The following is an 18,454-nucleotide window of genomic DNA, read 5'->3' on the forward strand; positions in this document are numbered from 1 at the left end:
CACGTGGCCGGGCTTTGGTCAGCTGCGGTCAGTGGGCCGTTGCGGGCCTGCCACCGTCGGCCCCACCGGAGTCATCAGCATACTGCTCGGCGGCGGAACCATGATGGTCACGGCCCAGCAGGATGTAGAACGCCGGCAGCACAAAGATGGTGAACAGGGTACCGATGCCGAGGCCGGTGCTGATGGTCAGGCCGATGGCAAAGCGGCTCTCGGCGCCGGGGCCCACGGCGATCAGCAGCGGCACCATGGCGAAGATCAGTGCCAGGGATGTCATGATGATCGGTCGCAGGCGAATGGCTGCGGCCTCGATGACAGCCTCCCGTTTGTTCAGCCCTCTGTCCACCTGAAGCTGATTGGCGAACTCCACAATCAGGATGCCATTCTTCGACACCACCCCGATCAGGGTGATCAGCCCTACCTGGGTATAGATGTTCATGGTGGCGAAGCCGAGCACGATAAACGCCATGGCACCGGCTACCGACATGGGGACGGACACCAGGATGATGAACGGGTCGCGCCAGCTTTCGAACTGCGCCGCCAGCACCAGGTAGATTACCAGCAGTGACAGGAAGAAGGTCACCACCAATGCGCTGCCCTGGTTGGCAAACTGCCTTGATTCGCCGGTGTAGTCGAATGAAAAACCCTGGGGGAAGCTTTCGTCGGCGGCCTTCTCCATAAAGGCCATGGCGTCGCCCACGGTCACGCCCGGGGTTATCACACCTTGCAGTGTCAGCGAGTTCAGCTGATTGAACTGGGTCCTCTGGGACGGTTCTACCGTCTTCTCGAAGCTGATTACACTGGATAGCGGCACCAGTTGGCCGCTGTCTGAACGAATGTAATAGTCATTCAGCGCCTGCTCATCCATGCGGAATTCCTGGTCTACCTGGGGAATGACCTGGTAGGAGCGGCCCTTCATGTTGAACCGGTTTATGTAACCACCGCCCAACATGCTGGACATGGTCTGGCCAACGTCCTGCATGGACAGGCCGAGGTCCGCTACCCGGTCCCGATCTACCTGGATCTGGGTAACAGGGCGATCGAAATCGATGGATTTCTGCAGGAACATGAAGTTGCCGCTTTGCATTGCCTTACCCTGGAGTTCATTGGCAATGTCGTTAAGGCGCTCGTAATCCTCACCGGTAGTAATCACGAACTGGAACGGCAGACCACCACCGGAGCCTGGCAGGGAGGGGCGCGGGAATACCGCGGTTTGCAGCCCGGTCACGTTCTTGAGTTCCTTGTCCAGCAGCGGCTGGGCCTCAAACTGGCTGATGTCGCGGTCACCCCAGGGCTTCATCTTGAAGCCGCCGAATACGGCGTTGGGGGCAGTGATGCCGAGAATCATGAAGTCTTCGTTGTAACCTGGCACCGTCGACATGCGCTGTTGCACTTCGTCGCCGTGCTCCTGCAGGTAATCCAGGGTAGCTGTCTGTGCTGCGGTACCCTGATAGAAAAGAATGCCCTGGTCTTCAGTAGGTGCCAGTTCGTTCTGGCTCATTGCCACCATGAAGTAAATGGAACCCAGAACCACGATGGCGAAGAAGATAACCACCGACTTGGTATCCATCAGAGAGCTGAGGGCACGCTTGTAACCATTGGCCAGCCCACCGAAACTGCGCTCGACCAGTTGTTCAAAGCGGCCCGGGTTGCCATGGGGTTTAAGGATCTTGCCAGACAGCATGGGGGACAGCGTCAGCGCCACGATGCCGGAAATAACAACGGTGCCAGCCAGAGTGAAGGCGAATTCGGTGAACAGGGAGCCTACAAGGCCACCCATGAACCCGATTGGGGCATAGACGGCTACCAGTGTGGTGGTCATGGCAATGATGGGCGTGGCCATTTCCCTTGCACCGTTTATGGCCGCATCGAAACGGGATTCACCGTCCTCGATATGGCGATGAACGTTCTCCACCATGATGATGGCGTCGTCCACCACCAGGCCGATAGCGAGCACCATGGAGAGCAACGTCAGCAGGTTGAGAGAGAAACCCATCATCAGCATGACGAACGCGCCACCGATCAGCGACAAGGGAACTGCAACCGATGGCACCACGGCTGCGCGGACAGATCCGAGGCAAAGGAAGACCACCACCAGAACAATGCCCATTGCCTCCAGCAGCGTCTTTATCACTTCGTTGATGGAGTTGTCGATAAAGTCAGAGGCGTCATAGGCCAGACGCACATTGAGACCCGAAGGCAGCTGGCTCTCGATGCCGGGCAGTTCGTCCTTGACCTTCTCGGCGACGGTGAGTGGATTGGCGCCGGGTGAAAGCTCGATGGCCACATAAGTAGCCGGCTGCCCCTTGTAGAGCGCGAGCTGGTCGTAGGTTTCCGAGCCCAGCTCGACCCGGGCGATGTCACGCAGGCGGATCAGGGTACCGTCAGACTCCTTCACAACCAGATCCTTGAATTGCTCCGGATCGGCCACGTCAGTATCACTCGTCATACTGATCTTGGTGTACTTGCCTTCGGTGTTGCCTACCGCCGCCTGGTAGTTGTTTTTCAGCAGCACATCCACCACTTCCCGGGGCGTCATGTCCACGGCTGACAGTCGCTCCGGATCAAGCCAGACCCGCAAGGCAAACTTGCGCCCCAACAGGTCAGCCTTGCCTACGCCGGAAAGTGCCTGAAGCTTGGGCTGAACAACCCGCGTAAGGTAGTCCGTAATCTGGGGAACTTTCAGTTCATCGCTGTAAAAAGCGATGTACATCAGGGCCGTCGAGTCACCGGTAGTAGAGCTGATGACCGGGTCCTGGGCATCCGCCGGAAGTACGTTGCGTTGGCTGGCAACCTTGGCCTGAATCTCCGCCAACGCGGCGTTGGCGTCGTAGTTCAGTACCATCTTGGCTTCGATGGTGGACCGGCCCTGGGAGCTGGTGGAGGTCAGGTAGTCAATGCCGCTGGCTTCAGCAATAGCCTGCTGCAGGGGGGTGGTAATAAACCCTTTGACCAGGTCGGAACTCGCCCCCGGATAGGCCGTGGTGATCGTTACCGTGGTGCTTTCCAGCTCCGGGTATTGGCGTATTTCCATTTCCATGGCTGCCCGCGCACCCAGCAACAGGATAAGCAGGCTGACCACCGTGGCGAGTACGGGGCGCTGAACAAATATGTCGGTAAAACGCATTACTCGGACGCCTCCGCCGGCTTGTCGTTATCGTCCTGAATCTCGACCCGCTGTTCTGCGCGCAATCTCAGCAGGCCCTTGGAGACAACCTGTTCACCGTCTTGCAGGCCATCGATTATGGCAACCCGGCCATCACGGGTATTGCCCGTCTGTACGGTGCGTCGGTTAACGATCAGCTCACCGTCGTCATTCTCTTCCACAACGAAGACAAAGTCGCCGTAAGTGTTATAGGAAATGGCGGTGCGAGGCACGGTAATAACCTCGCGGTCTTCCGGTTGGCGGGTAGAAATAGTGGCAAACATGCCGGGGCGCAGCAGGTTATCCTCGTTTTCCAGCGTGGCGCGAATGCGCACGGTACGGGTTTCAGGATTTACCGACGTGTTGATGGCGCTTACCTTGCCTTCGAAAGTACGTTCCGGAACTGCAGCTACTGTTGCCACCACGTCGTAGTCGCGGGCAACCCTTGCCAGCTCTTTTTCGGACAGGGTGTAATCCACGTAGATCGGGTTCAGCATGTTGATTTCGACGATGGGTGTACCAGTGCCGATGTATTCGCCCTGGTCAATCAGGCGCAGGCCGAGTTTACCGTCGAAAGGCGCGCGAATGACCTTTTTGCTCAATTGGGCTTCGGCTTCGTTGACGCGGGCCCGGGCGGCATCGAAGTTGGCCTTGGTTTCATCATACTGGGACTGGGACACGGCGCGTTTCGGCAGCAGGTCAGAGACCCGTTTGAATTCCTGCTCGGCCAACTGGGCCTCGGCCCGGCGTGTGCGCAGCGCAGCTTCATCGATGGCCGCATCAAGCCGGATCAGAATATCGCCCTTTTTAACGGTGTCACCAGACTCGAAGTTGATAGTCTCAACAATGCCGGGTACTTCGTTGGCGACCTCAATGCCGTTAATCGCTTCAACGCTGCCTACGGCCTTGAGCTCAGGCGTCCATTTTTCAGCTTTTGCGGTGGTTACAGATATTTGTGCCGGAGGTTGCGGTTGGGAGAACTGCTCTTCCATCTGGCCGAACTGGTAGAATTTGTAACCAAAAATGCCGCCAAGTACGACGCCGAGAAAAATGATTACAATCAGGAAGCGGGAGGCAGTGCGCATAGTTCAGATCCTGGGTCGTCTGTCTGTTGCAGATGATCGTGTCAGTTTCGTAGGCTCGTCCATCCCTCCTGGCGGCCGAAGTGTGCGGCGAGCTGGAAGACGGTGGTCAATGAGACAACATGGGCAAACCGTAAAGAATAGCATCCTATACAACGGTCGGGGGCGTTGTCACCGATTTGTCAGTAAATGTGCGTACAATTACTGCGCCGAATCAGGGGCGCCGGCATCATCTGTATATAGACGTCGGGAACACCTTTTCCGGTAATATTGTCATTCGCCGATGACAGAATTACGACCCGAGTGCCAATAAGGATTATCGAATGCACTGGATTCTTGGTATTGCTCTGACCGCTGGCGCATTCATTGTACTGAAACAGTGGGGGGCTTTGACCCCTGAAAAGAAAAAAGCGGCGACCTGGAAGATTGTACTCGTCGCAGGCGGTGCTCTGCTTCTGTTTATGGTGCTGACCGGCCGGGTTCATGTGCTGACCGCCGCCGTTGCTGCCTTGTTGCCCTTACTGAGAAAGCTGCCCGCATTGCTCAGGTTTGCGCCCATGGTCGGCCGCGTTTTTGGTCAGGGCCCGGGTGGAGACAGCCAGGGTGATAAGGAGAGCGCCACTGGGTATAACCAGGCTCAGGCCAGCTCCGGTAACATGTCGCTCAAGGAAGCGTGCGAGGTGTTGGGTGTCACGCCGGGTTGTACCCGCGAGGAGATCATTCAGGCACATCGGCGGCTGATTCAAAAACTGCATCCTGACCGGGGTGGTAACGATTACCTGGCCGCGAAAATCAATGAAGCCAAGGCGGTATTGCTCAAAGGCCAGGCCTGATCAATCTCAGAATACCTCCACTCTCACCTCAAACGTCTGGTTCTGCCGGCTGTTGCCACTGGTCTGGTAGATGATTCCAGACTGTTTGCCAACCCTTCGCTCGCGGGTGCTGCCAAGCTCTACCCACTCGCCCGGTTCTACCCTGCGGATGGTCATCAGCGCTTCGGTTTCATAGCCTGGCATGTCACTGTCCGGGTCTTCCTCGAACGAGACGATATTCAGCTCGATGGCCTGGTCGGAAATAACCTGGGGGCTCACCAGGAAACCGCTGCGGGTTTCCACCTGATCAAGAAACGCTGCCGGGTTTCGGCCGCCTCTAATGGCAATCGGCACGGTTCGAACCTGCCCGGAGGTGATGTGGGCTGACTGGCCATCCTGAACCACCAGGGTGCGCTCCTGATTGCGTCGCGTGGTAGTGACCTTGCGTTCAGCCTGGACGTTCACCCGGTTATTGTCGCCTGAGATTCCCACACCGCCACTTTTACTGTCGACGCTGTTGCGGGAGCGAACCGTAATGCGCATCTGCACCGGTGCGACGTCCATGGTTTCCACCAGCATGCCGATCTCATCCAGTACCGAAGGCTCGCCCCGCACCACCATCTGCTGGCCACGGGCGGTGATGGAAATCTGGCCATTGGGGTAGAGTTCGCGAATTTGCCGGGCAACATCCTCAGCCGGGCGTTGGCTCATCTCATAGGTGCGGGCTTCGGGTGTCGCAGCGATGGTTCCTGAAAAAAACAGGAATAGTAGCGCCATCAGTAGCGCAAAATGTGTCGAAACGGGCCGGGCAATGTGAATGGGCATTGAAAACTCCGCGACAGGTTTGACCGGAAATTCCGTAAAAACCGGATTTACGGGTTGCAAAGCCGGAATCCGGGGATATATATTGGAAAGCATGAAGACGACACACACGACCTGTCAATTGAATGTTCTGCAAGCTTTCGGCGATAAACCGATGGCTGCGGTCGCTGCTGTGTTTTTCTGGTGGTTTGGTTATGGCTTTTATTTTAGCCAGAGCCGGGGCCGCCCATAAGATCTTCATCGACCGAATAACGAGGAAGGCAGCCCGGCAGAAACCCAGGCTGCCACCGGACTCAAAAAGCCCCGACTGGTAGCCCAGCCGGGGCTTTTTTGATTCTGACACAGGGAAACGGGAACACTGACCATGAACATGTCGCTGAATATCGAGACAGTGAACGAAGCGGGCCGGCCACCCCGGGTGGAGGGCACAAGCGGGGAGGTTCTGCTGCCGACGCCGGCGGAACTTCGCGCCAGCCTGCCACTATCCGCCAAGGTGCAGGCGCAGATAGACCAGCATAGGGAGGCCATACGCCGAGTGTTGCACGGTAAGGACCCGAGAACGCTGGTGGTTATCGGGCCCTGCTCCATACACGACGAAGTGGCAGCACTGGAGTATGGCGAAAAGCTGAAAAAGCTGGCGGACGATGTCAGTGACCGTTTCCTGATTATAATGCGAGCCTACCTCGAAAAACCCCGCACCACCGTCGGCTGGAAAGGCCTGCTCTACGATCCCGAACGCACCGGTACCGGTGACCTTAACGAAGGCCTGCTGCGTTCCCGCCGCTTGCTCCTTAATCTGTCAGACATGGGCCTGCCACTGGCCACGGAAGCGTTGAGCCCGTTTGCCATGGACTACCTCGGCGACCTCGTCAGCTGGACCGCCATTGGCGCCCGCACCACCGAGTCCCAGGTGCACCGGGAATTGGTCAGCGGTCTGCCCATGCCAACGGGTTTCAAGAACGGCACCGACGGCAGTATTGGCGTGGCGATCAACGCCATGAAATCAGCCGCACATCCTCATCACCGGTTTGGCGTGGGCAGCAATGGCTCCCCGGCCATGATCACGACTGATGGTAATCCCGACACTCATCTGGTAATGCGCGGCGGGCGGGGCATAACCAATTACGATGCCGAAAGTATCCGTGCAGCAGTTGAATCGCTAACGGGTGCTGGAGTTTCTGCTTCATTGATGGTCGATTGCAGCCATGACAACGCTCAGAAGCAGGCGTTGAGACAGTTGGAGATTGCCAGAGAAGTGATCGCCCAGAAACGATCGGGCAACCCGAATATTGTGGGTTTGATGTTGGAGAGTTTCCTCGAAGAAGGCCGCCAGAATGACAGCGACGATTTGCTCTACGGATGTTCCCTGACCGATCCCTGCATCAGTTGGAAGCAGACGGAAGAATTACTCAGGTCCTTGTAGCCGGCGAGATCACCCAGTTCCGATGAGTCGGGTGGGTAGCATTGGTCAGGACCGTTGAGCGCCAGGGATGGCGCGATCGAGCCCCACATGGACGTGCTCGTGGGCGTGTCCTGGCCAATGCTACCCGCCCGAGTCCGGCAACCGGCCCTCAGTCCTGACCAGGGTTGGCAGGCCCACTCCCATCCCCTGATACAGTAGAAAACAGCAGCTGTCCTGCAAGCAACAGTAAGACGCCTCCCATCAGCCGGTCCAGCCAGTAGCCGAAGCGGTTAAAGCCCTTGCGGATCTGTGGCAGCGTGAAAAACACTGCTACCGCCATGAACCACAAACCTGTCGCGACAGCCATGTAGATGCCGTAGGCAGACTGGATGGCAATCGGTGTGCCGGGGCTGATAATCACCGAAAAGAGCGAAACGAAGAACAGAGTCGCTTTTGGATTCAGCGTATTGGTGAGAAAGCCCAGCCGATAGGCTGCCAGGCCTGATTGCTGCTCTCCGTTAGCTGTCTCCACGTGAATACTGCCGGCTTTCGAGCGCAGGCACTGGATTGCAATCCAGGTGAGATACAGCGCTCCGACAACTTTTAGAATACTGAACAGCACCAGGGATTGCTGGATGATCAGGCCGATGCCGAGCAGTGAATAACCCACATGAATGAGTATGCCGGTGCCGATGCCAGAGGCAGTCAGCAGGGCGTTGCGGCGGCTCTGGCACAGGGCCTGGCGGAGCATTACGGCGAAGTCCGGACCGGGGCTGGCGACGGCGAGGAAGTGGACGATGGCAACGGTAATGAACTCCGGCCAGTAATCGTGCATGTGTGTTTGTCTCCATGGGGAATTTCGGGGCAGGATGTCAGTCTAGAAGGCCGGGATTGAAAAGTCCTGTGCAGGATGCAACCAATGCATTGATCCGGATCTGAACCATTCCCGGAATTCCCCTCTATACTCAGGCAAGCAATTGAAACATTCCGACGGGCCAGGAGTTGTTGACGTGGACAAGCGTAAGGTAGATGTCGCGATTATCGGAGCAGGCACGGCCGGCATGGGCGCCTATCGTGCCGCCCGCAAGCATACGGATAATCTTGTCATGATTGAAGGGGGCCCCTATGGGACAACCTGTGCCAGGGTTGGTTGCATGCCGAGTAAGCTGCTGATTGCGGCTGCAGACAGTGCCAACCACCTGAAGAAGGCTCCGGTGTTTGGCGTTCATCCCGGTGATGTCCGTATCGACGGCAAGGCAGTGATGGAAAGGGTGCGCAAGGAGCGGGATCGTTTCGTGGACTTCGTATTGGAAGCGGTTGAAGATTTCCCGGAAGCTCATCGCGTTCGTGGCCACGCCCGGTTCCTGTCACCACACCGGATCGTTGTCGGCGATAACCTGGAAATAGAGGCCGGGCGGGTGGTTATTGCCACGGGGTCGCGGCCGAATATCCCCGGTTTTCTCAAGGACGCCAAGGATCGCCTGATCGTTAATGACGATGTGTTTGAGTGGGACGATCTGCCAGGTTCGGTGGCGGTGTTTGGCCCCGGCATTATTGGTCTGGAATTGGGGCAGGCGCTCAGCCGGCTGGGAGTGCGGGTTCGCATGTTTGGCGTTAGCGGTGGTGTCGGTCCGCTCCAGGAAGACGCCATTCGGGAGTATGCGCTCAAGTCGTTCAATGAAGAATTTCCTCTGGATGCAGACGCCAAAGTGAAGTCAGTGGAGAGGACAGACGAAGGTGTCAGCATCCGGTTTACCGATCCTGATCACGGTGAAGTGACGGAAACCTTTGATTACCTGCTGGCGGCTACGGGCCGGCGTCCGAATGTGGATGGGCTGGATGTCCAGAATGCCGATATTGCCCAGGATGACCGGGGCGCTCCGCTGTTTGACCACTACACGCTCCAATGCAGTGGCAGCCACATATTCATTGCCGGCGATGCCAATAACGACGCTCCACTGCTGCACGAGGCTGCCGACGAGGGGCGCATTGCAGGCGACAACGCCGGCCGTTATCCCGACGTACGGGCAGGATTGCGAAGGGTACCGCTGGGTATTGTGTTTACCGACCCGCAGATCGCCACGGTAGGCATGACTCTGAAGGAAGTCAGCGAGCGCTGTAAAGGATGTTACGCCGTTGGCGAAGTCTCGTTTGAAGGGCAGGGGCGTAGCCGGGTCATTGGTGCCAATAAAGGTTTGCTGCATCTATACGGTGAGCGCGGTAGCGGATTGTTTCTTGGCGCAGAGATGTTTGGACCTGCCGCCGAACATATTGGCCACCTGTTGGCCTGGGCCGTACAAAATCGCATGACCGTGAGTGAAATGCTTGATATGCCGTTTTACCACCCGGTCATTGAAGAGGGACTCCGTACCGCCCTGCGGGATCTCAACCGCAACCTTGATATTGGCCCGCAACCGGTTGAGCAATGCCTGGATTGTGGCCCGGGTGGCTAACGCCACAGGGCCCCTGTGTCAAAAGCTCCTGGCAACCGGCCCCGGTGATTTGTTGGCTGCATCCCTTGCAATCAGTTGCTTACGGGCCCATATCTTCTCATGGAAGAAGTAGGCAACCGTATTGATGGCTGGCTCCACCATGGCGATCAGGCTTCCTATGAGCAGGTCGCCGGTCAGGAGGTAGGCGACGGTAAACGCAACGGTGAAGTGGGTTATCGCAAACGTGATGGTTTTCAGCACGGAGTTGTCACCCTTGGCTCGGTGATTATGAACAAACATCTTCAACGTACTCATGATCGGCTCTGCCTGCTCAGTGACTATGAATCCATTCAATAGCAAGTGATAATCATTGTTAAATTGATTGTTTGAACAGATTCTATAGCGTTCTGCTATTGATGTGCGGTTGACGGAATTGCTTTGTACTATAAAAAACATTAAATAACTAAACTTTATCTATCGATCATATTCCGTTAGTGTGTTGATTAAATCATTCGGATAACTGTCAAGGAGACACGTTATGAGCAAGAACTTTATTGGTCTGGATACCGAGAAGACCCAACAATTGGCGAATTCACTGAACGATCTGCTTTCCAACTACCAGATCTTCTATATGAACGTGCGCGGCTATCACTGGAACATCAAGGGTGACAACTTCTTCGAGCTTCACGCCAAGTTCGAGGAGCTGTACGACGACCTGCTGCTGAAAATCGATGAGATTGCAGAGCGGGTACTGACTCTGGGCCATCGCCCGGCACACGCTTACAGCACTTACATCGAGAAGTCGGAAGTACCTGAGCGCAAGGACGTCGCTGATGGTAAGGATGCAGTAGGGAACATCGTTGAGAGTTTTGCCAAGTTGATTGGTAAGCAGCGAGAGTTGCTGCATCTGGCAGGAGAGGCCGATGATGAAGGCACAGTTGCGCTGATGAGCGACTACATTTCGCAGCAGGAAAAAACCGTCTGGATGTATCGCAGCTATCTGGGTCAGTAAGTCCAGACTGCTGTAATTGCCTTGAATGATGGCGGCCGCGTGGTCGCCATTTTTTTGTCATTGCCATGCCAATGAAACATTTATGACTCTGAATGGACGCATTTCTGTCACCTCTTCTCCATAAAGTATGTCGTTGACAACCACACGTGTAACGACAGAAGAGGCAAGCATGAAATTCCAGAAATCGCTCCTTTCAGCAGCAATTCTTACTGCCGCCTTTGGGCTGACTGCCTGTGATGGCGATGACGGCAGCAACGGTAACGACGGTGCACCGGGTACCAGTCAGACCCTGATTGAACTGAACGTTCTGGGCACTTACGCCAGTGGTATTTTTGATGAAAGTGCTGCGGAAATTGTCGCCCACGATCCAGCCAGCCAACGTTTGTTTGTAATCAATGCCAATGATTCCACGGTGGATGTTCTGGACGTTCAGGACCCGGAGCAGCCGGTCAAGCTGGGGACTATTGATGCCACAGCCGAGGGCGCCGCTGCCAATAGCGTGGCGGTTTTCGAGGATCTCGTGGCTGTCGCCATAGAGGCAGAGGCCAAGCAGGATAATGGCAAGGTGGTGTTCTACAACAGCACCGACCTGAACAAGGTGGGCGAGGTAGAAGTGGGCGCCCTGCCGGACATGGTGACCTTCACCCGTGATGGCCAGAAACTGCTTGTGGCCAACGAAGGTGAACCGAACGATGACTATACGGTGGACCCGGAAGGTTCTGTTAGCATTATTGATATCTCCAACGGTGTGGCATCCGCTACCGTCACAACGGCCGGGTTTGTTGATTTCAATGGCCAGCAGGCAGCGCTGACGGAGCAGGGTTTGCGGGTATTCGGACCCGGTGCGTCACTGGCCGAAGACATGGAGCCGGAATACATTGCAGTATCTATCGATGACAAGAAAGCCTGGGTGGCCCTGCAGGAGAACAACGCGGTGGCTGAATTGGACATTGAAGCCGGTGAAATCACCGCCATCGTCCCGCTTGGCTTCAAGGATCACAGCCTGATCGGTAACGAGCTGGATGCCAGCAATGACGACAACGGTATCGCTATCCGCAACTGGCCGGTCAAGGGAATGTATCAGCCTGACGCCATAGCCAGCTATGGCTTTAACGGCAAAACCTATTACATCACCGCGAACGAGGGCGACTCCCGGGATTATGATGGTTTCAGTGAGGAGTTCCGCATTGCCGATCTGACGCTGGATGCCGCGGCATTCCCCAATGCTGCGGAATTGCAGGAAGACGCTAACCTGGGCCGCCTGAATGTCACCTCGACCCTGGGTTTTGGCGCCTCCTGTGATCCCTCTGACCCGGCCAATGTGTCTCTTGTGGATGGCAAATACGACAAGAGCTATGTGGAGAACAACTGCATCTACAGCGAACTCTTCGCTTACGGTGCTCGTTCCTTTTCCATCTGGTCAGAAGACGGCAAGCGTGTCTTCGACAGTGGCAGTGAATTTGAGCGTATCACTGCGAGTCTGATTCCGGATAACTTTAACGGAAACAACGACGAAAACTCGTTCGACAACCGTTCCGACGATAAAGGGCCAGAGCCGGAGGCCGTTACTGTTGGCGTCATCAATGGGCAGACCTTCGCCTTTATCGGCCTCGAGCGCGTAGGTGGCCTGATGGTCTACAACGTGACCAATCCCCAGAACCCTGAGTTCGTTCAATATCTCAACAATCGTGACTTTTCGGTGTCCCAGGCGGATGTTGAAAGCGGAATGGCCGGTGATCTCGGGCCGGAAGGGTTTGCCTTCATAACTGCTGAAGACAGTCCCAATGGCAAGCCGATGCTGGCGGTTGGAAACGAGGTAAGTGGTACCACAACCCTGTTTGGTATTGATGTAATAGAACTGTCTGCTGAATAGACAGACCCTTGATCGGAAAGAAAAGCAGCAGCAGGCGTTCGCCTGCTGCTGCTTTTCTTTTTTTCAGCCTGGGGCAACGGGCTCTAGCGGTGGCACCTGCTGATGGAGAAACCATTTCTCGGTGACCACTTTGCGGGTAAACCAGTGGGATCGCATCAGGGTGCTGGCCAGTGGCATTTTGACCCAGTCTGGCACCTGCCAGCCCTGATCCCGGGATACCGCCCGGTTGCCGAAACGGTGCGCAATCGCTTCACCGTAGGACTGCAGTGACTGGGCGGAATAGTCCTCCCGGTCCCGGATAATGTCTGCTGCAATCAGTGCGGACTCGATGGCGGGACGAATGCCTTCGCCACTCTGGGTATAGGCCAGGCCAGCGGAATCCCCGATCAGCAACAGGCCATCGTCTGCCAGGGGCCTCTCCGCGTGGGCGTATAGGAGATAGGCGTGGCCCTTGAATCGGCCGGGCAGGTCGGAGGGTATGCGTCCTTCTGATTTCATTTCCTCCACAAAGGCATTCAGGTGTTCGCTGAGCTTGTGATTATCCTCTCTGCCAAGGCCAATGTTGAGGTAGTTGCCTTTACGGAACACCCAGGCATACCCTTTCAGGTCACGGCAGAACCAGAGTTCAGGGGTGTCGCCACGGGCCTCACAGACTTCCGCCTGCTCCGGCGTCATTTCGAACTCCACTTCCTTGGCGGCCACCACGGTCTCATGGCTGCCGGGGCCATCGCCGAGCAACCTGGCGACCGGGCAGAAATGGCCTCCCGCCCCCACGATCAGTGGCGCTTCCCAGGTATCGTTGACCACCCAGTTACCGTCTCTGCGAACAATGGACTTGACCGGAGTTTTCAGTTGTTTCGGTGCGGTTACCCGGTCCAGAAGATAGGCATCAAACTCGCAACGCCGGATACCGTAGCTGACAACGTCGCCATGATCATTGACCACCGCGGGTTGCCCCATCATGCCGATACGGAATTGCCGAATGGGTTGCAGGGTGTGCCGGGATCCATACTCGCCCGGATCGATTTCCAGACTTCGCATGACCGCTGGCGTAACCCAGCCGGCGCAGGTCTTGTCCCTGGGGAAGTCCTGTTTGTCGATGATAAGGACTCTCTTGCCACTGTCCCTGAGTGCGTGGGCCAGTGTTGATCCGGCGGGTCCGGCGCCAACGATGATCAGGTCGTAATACTCCATCACCGGGCCTCCGGGGCGGCGGGGAAGGTGTAGATATCCTGTCGGGTCTGGGGCAGCTCATTGTTCTCGCCGTGGGTGAAGACGACCTGGAACAGTTGCAATGCCCCGGCGCGGAACGCCGCTGTGGATCCGGCGAGGTACATCTCCCAGGCACGGGCAAAATGTTCGTCGTACATGTCCGTGACCGTGTCCATGCTGTTCTGGAAGCGTTCCATCCAGTGAGTCAGCGTCTGGGCGTAATGCAGCCTCAGGTTCTCGACGTCGAGCACCGAGAAGCCACCGTGCTCACAGATGCCCATGAACTCGGAGATGCTGGGGGGATAAGCGCCCGGGAAAATGCGTTTTTCGATCCAGGCATTCATCAACATGGGGCGATTGCGGCCAATGCTGTGCAGCAGCGCCAGGCCGCCGGGCTTGAGGGATCGGCGGATGAGTTCTGACAGTGCCTGATAGTTCTCCTTGCCCACATGCTCGAGCATGCCAATGGAGACGAAGGCATCGTACTGCCCACTGATATTGCGGTAGTCGTCCTCGACGTAATCAATCAGATGGTCCAGCTGCTGGCGCCTCGCCTCTTCACGGGCATAGGTGAGCTGTTCTTTCGAGATATTGTAGGAATGTACGTTTACACCGTAGTTGCGGGCCATATAGCGGGCCAGGCCGCCCCAGCCGCAACCGGCCTCCACCACGGTCATGCCGGGCTTCAGGCGCAATTTGCGGCATACGTGTTCCAGTTTGGCCAGTTGGGCCTGTTCCAGGGTCAGATCCTGCCTTTCGTAATAGGCACAGGTGTACTGCATCTCTGCCTGATCCAGCCAGAGCCGGTAGAACTCGTTGCCGAGGTCGTAGTGGTGGTGAATATTTTCCTTGGCCTCCGAGACCCCGGTTGAGCGAGGGTTGTGATTGCGCCACAGGGCTTCCAGCCATTTTGGCCACCGCTGTCTGGCCTGATGGACAGCACGATAAAGCGCCTCCATCAGTTCCGTCAGATCACCATCCACCTGCAGTCTTCCGGCGGCGTACAGGTCCCCAAAAGCGAGGTTGGGATTGGTGACCAGAGCGTATAAAGCCTTGGGGTCGGAGAGCCTGAGGGTGAAGCGTGCATGCCCCTTCTCGGGCTCAATCAACTCATCATTCCATAATTGAAAACGCACCGGCGGGGAACCTGTCATGCGCAGCAGTTTGGCGATCAGCCAGCGTTCGTAGCTGTGGGGTGCTCTGTCAGCCTGCTGGTCTTCAAGTGGCAGCGTCAGAACATGCGGTTTGTGTTCCTGATGATCATCCGTGGCGTCAGTCGCTTTCCGCGCGGTGCTTTCATTCATGGATCCTTGCCTCCCTTTTCCAGCTGGTTAATCACGAATTGAAGTCGACTTGAGCCTGTCGACAGTGATTCAGCGTCAGGGCGTGTCCCGATAACACAACTGAGAATCGCCTGTTTCCCCATTCAGTATAGAAAACAAGCGCGATTTGTCATATCCAGAGGAAATTGGTGGCGCTTATGGCGCCAATAGGAGGGCGTAAAGAGGATGCGTACCGGAGCCGGGCCGCCCCGGTACGCTGAGTTCTATTGCTACTGGTGTTGTTCGGTAGGCGTCGTTGTCAGTAAGAGGCGCTCATTCCAAACCATTCCGGGAAAATGACAATCAGAGCCAGCACGAAAACCTGCATCAGGATAAACGGCAACACCCCTTTGTAGATATCCGTGGTTTGCACCCCGGCGGGCGACACCCCCTTGAGATAGAACAGACTGAACCCGAATGGGGGGGTCAGGAAGCTGGTCTGCAGGTTCATGGCAATCAGAATAGCGAACCAGAGCATATTAATGCCCATGGCTTCCGCCACCGGCGCCAGGATTGGCACGATGATGAACGAGATCTCCACAAAATCGATGAAGAAACCGAGCACCAGAATGACCAGCATGGCCAGGATGATGAAGCCCCATTTCTCGCCAGGAAGTTGCAGCAGCCATTCTTCCAGCAGGTAATCGCCTCCGGTGTAGCTGAAGACCATGGAGAACGCGGTTGCACCCACCAGAATGGCGAACACCATGGCGGTGACCTTGACGGTATCCTTCGATGCGTCCCAAACCATCTTGAATGAGAACTGGCGGTAGATGATTGCCAGCACGATGGCGCCGATACCGCCAAGAGCGGAAGATTCCGTCGGCGTAGCTATGCCGGCGAAGATGGAACCAAGGACAACAACGATCAACGCCAGGGGCGGAATGATCGCCAGCAGGGCCGCGAAAATTTCCTTCTTGCGGGACAGGCCGCTGTCATCCGGCATGGCGGGTGCCATTTGCGGCTGGAAGCGGGTCAGCACCACAATATAGAAAATGTAGAGGCCGACCAGGACTACGCCAGGAATAACAGCAGCCTTGAACAGGTCCCCTACCGGCAAGCCCAGGACATCACCAAGAATGATCAGGATGATCGAGGGCGGAACAATCTGGCCCAGAGTGCCAGCGGCACAGATGGTGCCTGTCGCAAGCCGTTTGTCGTAATCGTGGGCGAGCATGACCGGCAGTGAAATCAGGCCCATTGCAACAACACTGGCACCAACCACGCCTGTTGATGCCGCGAGCAGGGCACCGACCAGAATGGTTGAGATTGCCAGCCCACCTGGCAGCCCGCCGAAGAGGCGGCCCATGGAGGTCAGTAGCTGTTCAGCAAGCCTTGTGCGCTGAAGTACAACACCCATGAAAATAAACAGGGGCACGGCCATCAGCACCGTGTTCTGCATGACGCTCATGATGCGATAGGGCATGAAGGCGAACAGGTCCATGCCTTCGGCAAACACCCCGAAAAACAGGGCAACGCCACCAAAGGTGAAGGCAACCGGGAACCCCAGCATCAGCAGGAAGAGGGCGGCTACGAACATAATCATGCCGATCATGCGAGACCCTCCGCGCCGTGTTTGGCTTCGTAAGTCTTTTCGCCTGAGAAAACCCGCATGGCAAAGGTCACCATATTGACACCGGCTATTGCGGTAAAGACGGCGGAAATCGGAATCACGCTCTTGATGATCCAACGATGGGGCAGGCCGCCAGGGTCGCCACTGCCTTCGCCCATACTGTAAGACTCAACGGCGAAATTATAGCCGTAGTTCCAGATCAGATAGGAGAAGGGTATGACAAAGAGGATCGCCCCGGCGATATTGACCAGGGCCTTGGTCTTGTCGCTCCAATGGGTATAGAAAACGTCGACCCGAACATGACCGTCTGTGCGCAGTGCGTATGGGATGCCGAGCAGGAACACCACCGAATACAGGTGCCATTCCATTTCCTGCATGCCTATTGAAACCTCATTGAATACATAGCGAGACACCACGTCAAAAAAAACGTTGCCTGCCATCAATATCATTGCGACACAGGCCACCCAGCCGCAAAAAATGGACAGCCATGACAGGCCTTCGTCCAGTTTGATAATCCAACGCATTGATTGCCCCCCGCCAGGTGAGCTGGCGACTTTCCAGTTGCTATAAACGACAAAACCGGGACCACCGCTAGAGCGATCCCGGCTCCGTTACAGCCGATATGTTACTCGACTTCTGCCATCGTGTTGAGATAGGCGCGCTCGGAAATGTCCGTGTAGGCCCGGCTCTTCTCAAGATACTCTTGCTGGGACTTCACGATTTTAGCTGCCTGCTCGTTTTCGTTGGCGGCTTCCTCAAGCAGTTTTTCGTTAGCCTCGTACATCGCCTGGAAAATTTCCTGCGGGAACTGCTTGATCTGCACGTTCGGATAATCTTCCTTGATGGTGTCCCAGGCTTCTGCGTTGGCGTGCTGGGAATGAACCAGCATGTCGTAGGACGCTGTGCGCATGGCTATGCGCATGATTTCCTGCAAGTCAGCAGGCAGTTTTTCCCAGACTTTCTTGTTGACCAGGAACTGCAGCTCAGTAGCAGGCTCATGCCAACCGGTGTAGTAGTAATCGGCGATTTGCTGGAAACCAAGGCGCAGGTCCAGCGCCGGACCTACCCATTCCACCGCATCAATGGTGTTGCGCTCCAGCGAGGTGTAGAGCTCGCCAGGGGGAATATTGGTTGGATTGACGCCGACTTCCGCGAAGACTTCGCCAGCGAAGCCGGGAATGCGCATTTTCAGGCCTTCCAGATCTTCCAGCGAATTGATTTCCTTACGGAACCAGCCACCCATCTGAACGCCGGTGTTGCCGCCCGGGAACGACAGCATATTGTGAGGTTCGTAAACCTCCTGCATCAGTTCCATGCCACCACCGTGGTAGAACCAGGCGTATTGTTCCATGGCGTTCATGCCGAAGGGCATGCTGGTGAAAAACAGCGTGTTGGGTACCTTGCCTTTCCAGTAATAGGACGCGGAATGTCCCATGTCGTACTGACCGGCCTTGACCATGTCAAACACACCCAGTGGGGCCTTGTGCTTGTTGGCGGAATCGATGCGTACCTTGAGCCGGCCGTCGGACATTTTCTCGACGCGCTCGGCAAAGTTTTTGGTGGTGTCACCAAATATCGGAAAATTCGGGCCCCAGGTCTCTGCCAGGCGCAGCGTAAAGGTCTCTTGAGCGAGGGCGTGTGTGGAAGCAACGGTAGTTGCTACAGCCAGCACAGCCGCGGATAGAACAGAACGGATCTTCATTGCTCTTCTAGCCTCTTTTGTCATTGTTGTGTTGAGAGCCTCTCCCGTTTTCGGGACGAGTAACTCTG

General features: G+C 56.3%; 16 protein-coding genes. 6 read left to right on the plus strand and 10 right to left on the minus strand.

Annotation, left to right across the window (positions count from 1 at the left end):
- Positions 1-28 precede the first annotated feature (28 nt).
- Positions 29-3,124 (minus strand): efflux RND transporter permease subunit, encoded by a 3,096-nt coding sequence (locus QPL94_RS05020; protein WP_285355929.1) that lies wholly within the window; start codon positions 3,122-3,124, stop codon positions 29-31.
- Positions 3,124-4,227, minus strand: a complete 1,104-nt coding sequence (locus QPL94_RS05025; RefSeq protein ID WP_285355931.1) for an efflux RND transporter periplasmic adaptor subunit — start codon at positions 4,225-4,227, stop codon at positions 3,124-3,126. Before QPL94_RS05025 ends, QPL94_RS05020 begins: the two co-directional genes overlap by 1 nt.
- 320 nt (positions 4,228-4,547) lie before the next feature.
- Here QPL94_RS05025 and QPL94_RS05030 point away from each other — a divergent pair, with 320 nt between their 5' ends.
- Positions 4,548-5,057, plus strand: a complete 510-nt coding sequence (locus QPL94_RS05030) for a DnaJ domain-containing protein (protein ID WP_285355932.1) — start codon at positions 4,548-4,550, stop codon at positions 5,055-5,057.
- Positions 5,058-5,063: 6 nt separating this feature from the next.
- Here QPL94_RS05030 and QPL94_RS05035 read toward each other — a convergent pair whose 3' ends face one another.
- Entirely contained in the window at positions 5,064-5,861 is a 798-nt protein-coding gene (locus tag QPL94_RS05035; RefSeq protein ID WP_285355933.1) for a secretin N-terminal domain-containing protein, read from the minus strand.
- Between QPL94_RS05035 and QPL94_RS05040 the strand changes: the two genes are divergently transcribed.
- Together QPL94_RS05040 and QPL94_RS05045 are read left to right on the plus strand one after the other, a co-directional pair.
- Positions 5,854-6,090: a hypothetical protein gene (locus QPL94_RS05040; protein ID WP_137436113.1), complete on the plus strand. Its 237-nt coding sequence runs from the start codon at positions 5,854-5,856 to the stop codon at positions 6,088-6,090. The two genes, QPL94_RS05035 and QPL94_RS05040, sit on opposite strands and share 8 nt — an antisense overlap.
- A 132-nt stretch (positions 6,091-6,222) precedes the next feature.
- Complete coding sequence (locus tag QPL94_RS05045; RefSeq protein WP_285355935.1) at positions 6,223-7,281, plus strand: 3-deoxy-7-phosphoheptulonate synthase; 1,059 nt, start codon at positions 6,223-6,225, stop codon at positions 7,279-7,281.
- Between the two features lie 148 nt (positions 7,282-7,429).
- Here QPL94_RS05045 and QPL94_RS05050 read toward each other — a convergent pair whose 3' ends face one another.
- A complete protein-coding gene (locus QPL94_RS05050) occupies positions 7,430-8,095 on the minus strand; it encodes a LysE family translocator (RefSeq protein ID WP_285355936.1) in 666 nt (221 codons plus the stop codon).
- Positions 8,096-8,270: 175 nt separating this feature from the next.
- Between QPL94_RS05050 and QPL94_RS05055 the strand changes: the two genes are divergently transcribed.
- The gene (locus QPL94_RS05055; protein WP_285355937.1) at positions 8,271-9,713 is read left to right on the plus strand and encodes a dihydrolipoyl dehydrogenase; all 1,443 of its coding nucleotides are present in this window, start codon (positions 8,271-8,273) and stop codon (positions 9,711-9,713) included.
- Between the two features lie 18 nt (positions 9,714-9,731).
- Here QPL94_RS05055 and QPL94_RS05060 read toward each other — a convergent pair whose 3' ends face one another.
- Entirely contained in the window at positions 9,732-10,007 is a 276-nt protein-coding gene (locus QPL94_RS05060; RefSeq protein WP_285355938.1) for a DUF2061 domain-containing protein, read from the minus strand.
- 223 nt (positions 10,008-10,230) lie between these two features.
- Here QPL94_RS05060 and QPL94_RS05065 point away from each other — a divergent pair, with 223 nt between their 5' ends.
- Both QPL94_RS05065 and QPL94_RS05070 read left to right on the plus strand, forming a co-directional pair.
- Entirely contained in the window at positions 10,231-10,704 is a 474-nt protein-coding gene (locus tag QPL94_RS05065) for a Dps family protein (RefSeq protein WP_137436108.1), read from the plus strand.
- 169 nt (positions 10,705-10,873) lie between these two features.
- A complete protein-coding gene (locus tag QPL94_RS05070) occupies positions 10,874-12,577 on the plus strand; it encodes a choice-of-anchor I family protein (RefSeq protein ID WP_285355941.1) in 1,704 nt (567 codons plus the stop codon).
- A 63-nt stretch (positions 12,578-12,640) separates the two neighbouring features.
- Here the strand turns inward: QPL94_RS05070 and QPL94_RS05075 are convergent, their stop codons facing one another.
- The 5 genes from QPL94_RS05075 to QPL94_RS05095 form a co-directional block, all read right to left on the minus strand.
- Positions 12,641-13,771 carry an NAD(P)/FAD-dependent oxidoreductase gene (locus QPL94_RS05075; protein ID WP_285355943.1) on the minus strand — a complete coding sequence of 377 codons (1,131 nt, stop codon included), beginning with the start codon at positions 13,769-13,771 and terminating at the stop codon, positions 12,641-12,643.
- Positions 13,771-15,093 carry a class I SAM-dependent methyltransferase gene (locus tag QPL94_RS05080; RefSeq protein WP_285355945.1) on the minus strand — a complete coding sequence of 441 codons (1,323 nt, stop codon included), beginning with the start codon at positions 15,091-15,093 and terminating at the stop codon, positions 13,771-13,773. The genes QPL94_RS05075 and QPL94_RS05080 overlap by 1 nt, the downstream gene beginning before the upstream one ends.
- A gap of 277 nt (positions 15,094-15,370) precedes the next feature.
- Positions 15,371-16,666 carry a TRAP transporter large permease gene (locus QPL94_RS05085; RefSeq protein WP_285355947.1) on the minus strand — a complete coding sequence of 432 codons (1,296 nt, stop codon included), beginning with the start codon at positions 16,664-16,666 and terminating at the stop codon, positions 15,371-15,373.
- On the minus strand, positions 16,663-17,208 hold the full coding sequence (locus QPL94_RS05090; RefSeq protein ID WP_285355949.1) for a TRAP transporter small permease subunit: 546 nt from the start codon (positions 17,206-17,208) through the stop codon (positions 16,663-16,665). Before QPL94_RS05090 ends, QPL94_RS05085 begins: the two co-directional genes overlap by 4 nt.
- Before the next feature lie 101 nt (positions 17,209-17,309).
- Complete coding sequence (locus QPL94_RS05095; protein ID WP_285355950.1) at positions 17,310-18,386, minus strand: TRAP transporter substrate-binding protein; 1,077 nt, start codon at positions 18,384-18,386, stop codon at positions 17,310-17,312.
- Positions 18,387-18,454 lie beyond the last annotated feature (68 nt).

It is taken from the genome of Marinobacter sp. SS13-12, assembly GCF_030227115.1.
Lineage (GTDB): Bacteria > Pseudomonadota > Gammaproteobacteria > Pseudomonadales > Oleiphilaceae > Marinobacter.

Bases quoted from the DNA above. Each gene is read 5' to 3' on its own strand.
- QPL94_RS05020 (WP_285355929.1), bottom strand. From the start codon at position 3,124: ATGCGTTTTACCGACATATTTGTTCAGCGCCCCGTACTCGCCACGGTG.
- QPL94_RS05025 (WP_285355931.1), bottom strand. From the start codon at position 4,227: ATGCGCACTGCCTCCCGCTTCCTGATTGTAATCATTTTTCTCGGCGTC.
- QPL94_RS05030 (WP_285355932.1), top strand. From the start codon at position 4,548: ATGCACTGGATTCTTGGTATTGCTCTGACCGCTGGCGCATTCATTGTA.
- QPL94_RS05040 (WP_137436113.1), top strand. From the start codon at position 5,854: ATGGGCATTGAAAACTCCGCGACAGGTTTGACCGGAAATTCCGTAAAA.
- QPL94_RS05035 (WP_285355933.1), bottom strand. From the start codon at position 5,861: ATGCCCATTCACATTGCCCGGCCCGTTTCGACACATTTTGCGCTACTG.
- QPL94_RS05045 (WP_285355935.1), top strand. From the start codon at position 6,223: ATGAACATGTCGCTGAATATCGAGACAGTGAACGAAGCGGGCCGGCCA.
- QPL94_RS05050 (WP_285355936.1), bottom strand. From the start codon at position 8,095: ATGCACGATTACTGGCCGGAGTTCATTACCGTTGCCATCGTCCACTTC.
- QPL94_RS05060 (WP_285355938.1), bottom strand. From the start codon at position 10,007: ATGAGTACGTTGAAGATGTTTGTTCATAATCACCGAGCCAAGGGTGAC.
- QPL94_RS05065 (WP_137436108.1), top strand. From the start codon at position 10,231: ATGAGCAAGAACTTTATTGGTCTGGATACCGAGAAGACCCAACAATTG.
- QPL94_RS05070 (WP_285355941.1), top strand. From the start codon at position 10,874: ATGAAATTCCAGAAATCGCTCCTTTCAGCAGCAATTCTTACTGCCGCC.
- QPL94_RS05075 (WP_285355943.1), bottom strand. From the start codon at position 13,771: ATGGAGTATTACGACCTGATCATCGTTGGCGCCGGACCCGCCGGATCA.
- QPL94_RS05080 (WP_285355945.1), bottom strand. From the start codon at position 15,093: ATGAATGAAAGCACCGCGCGGAAAGCGACTGACGCCACGGATGATCAT.
- QPL94_RS05085 (WP_285355947.1), bottom strand. From the start codon at position 16,666: ATGATCGGCATGATTATGTTCGTAGCCGCCCTCTTCCTGCTGATGCTG.
- QPL94_RS05090 (WP_285355949.1), bottom strand. From the start codon at position 17,208: ATGCGTTGGATTATCAAACTGGACGAAGGCCTGTCATGGCTGTCCATT.
- QPL94_RS05095 (WP_285355950.1), bottom strand. From the start codon at position 18,386: ATGAAGATCCGTTCTGTTCTATCCGCGGCTGTGCTGGCTGTAGCAACT.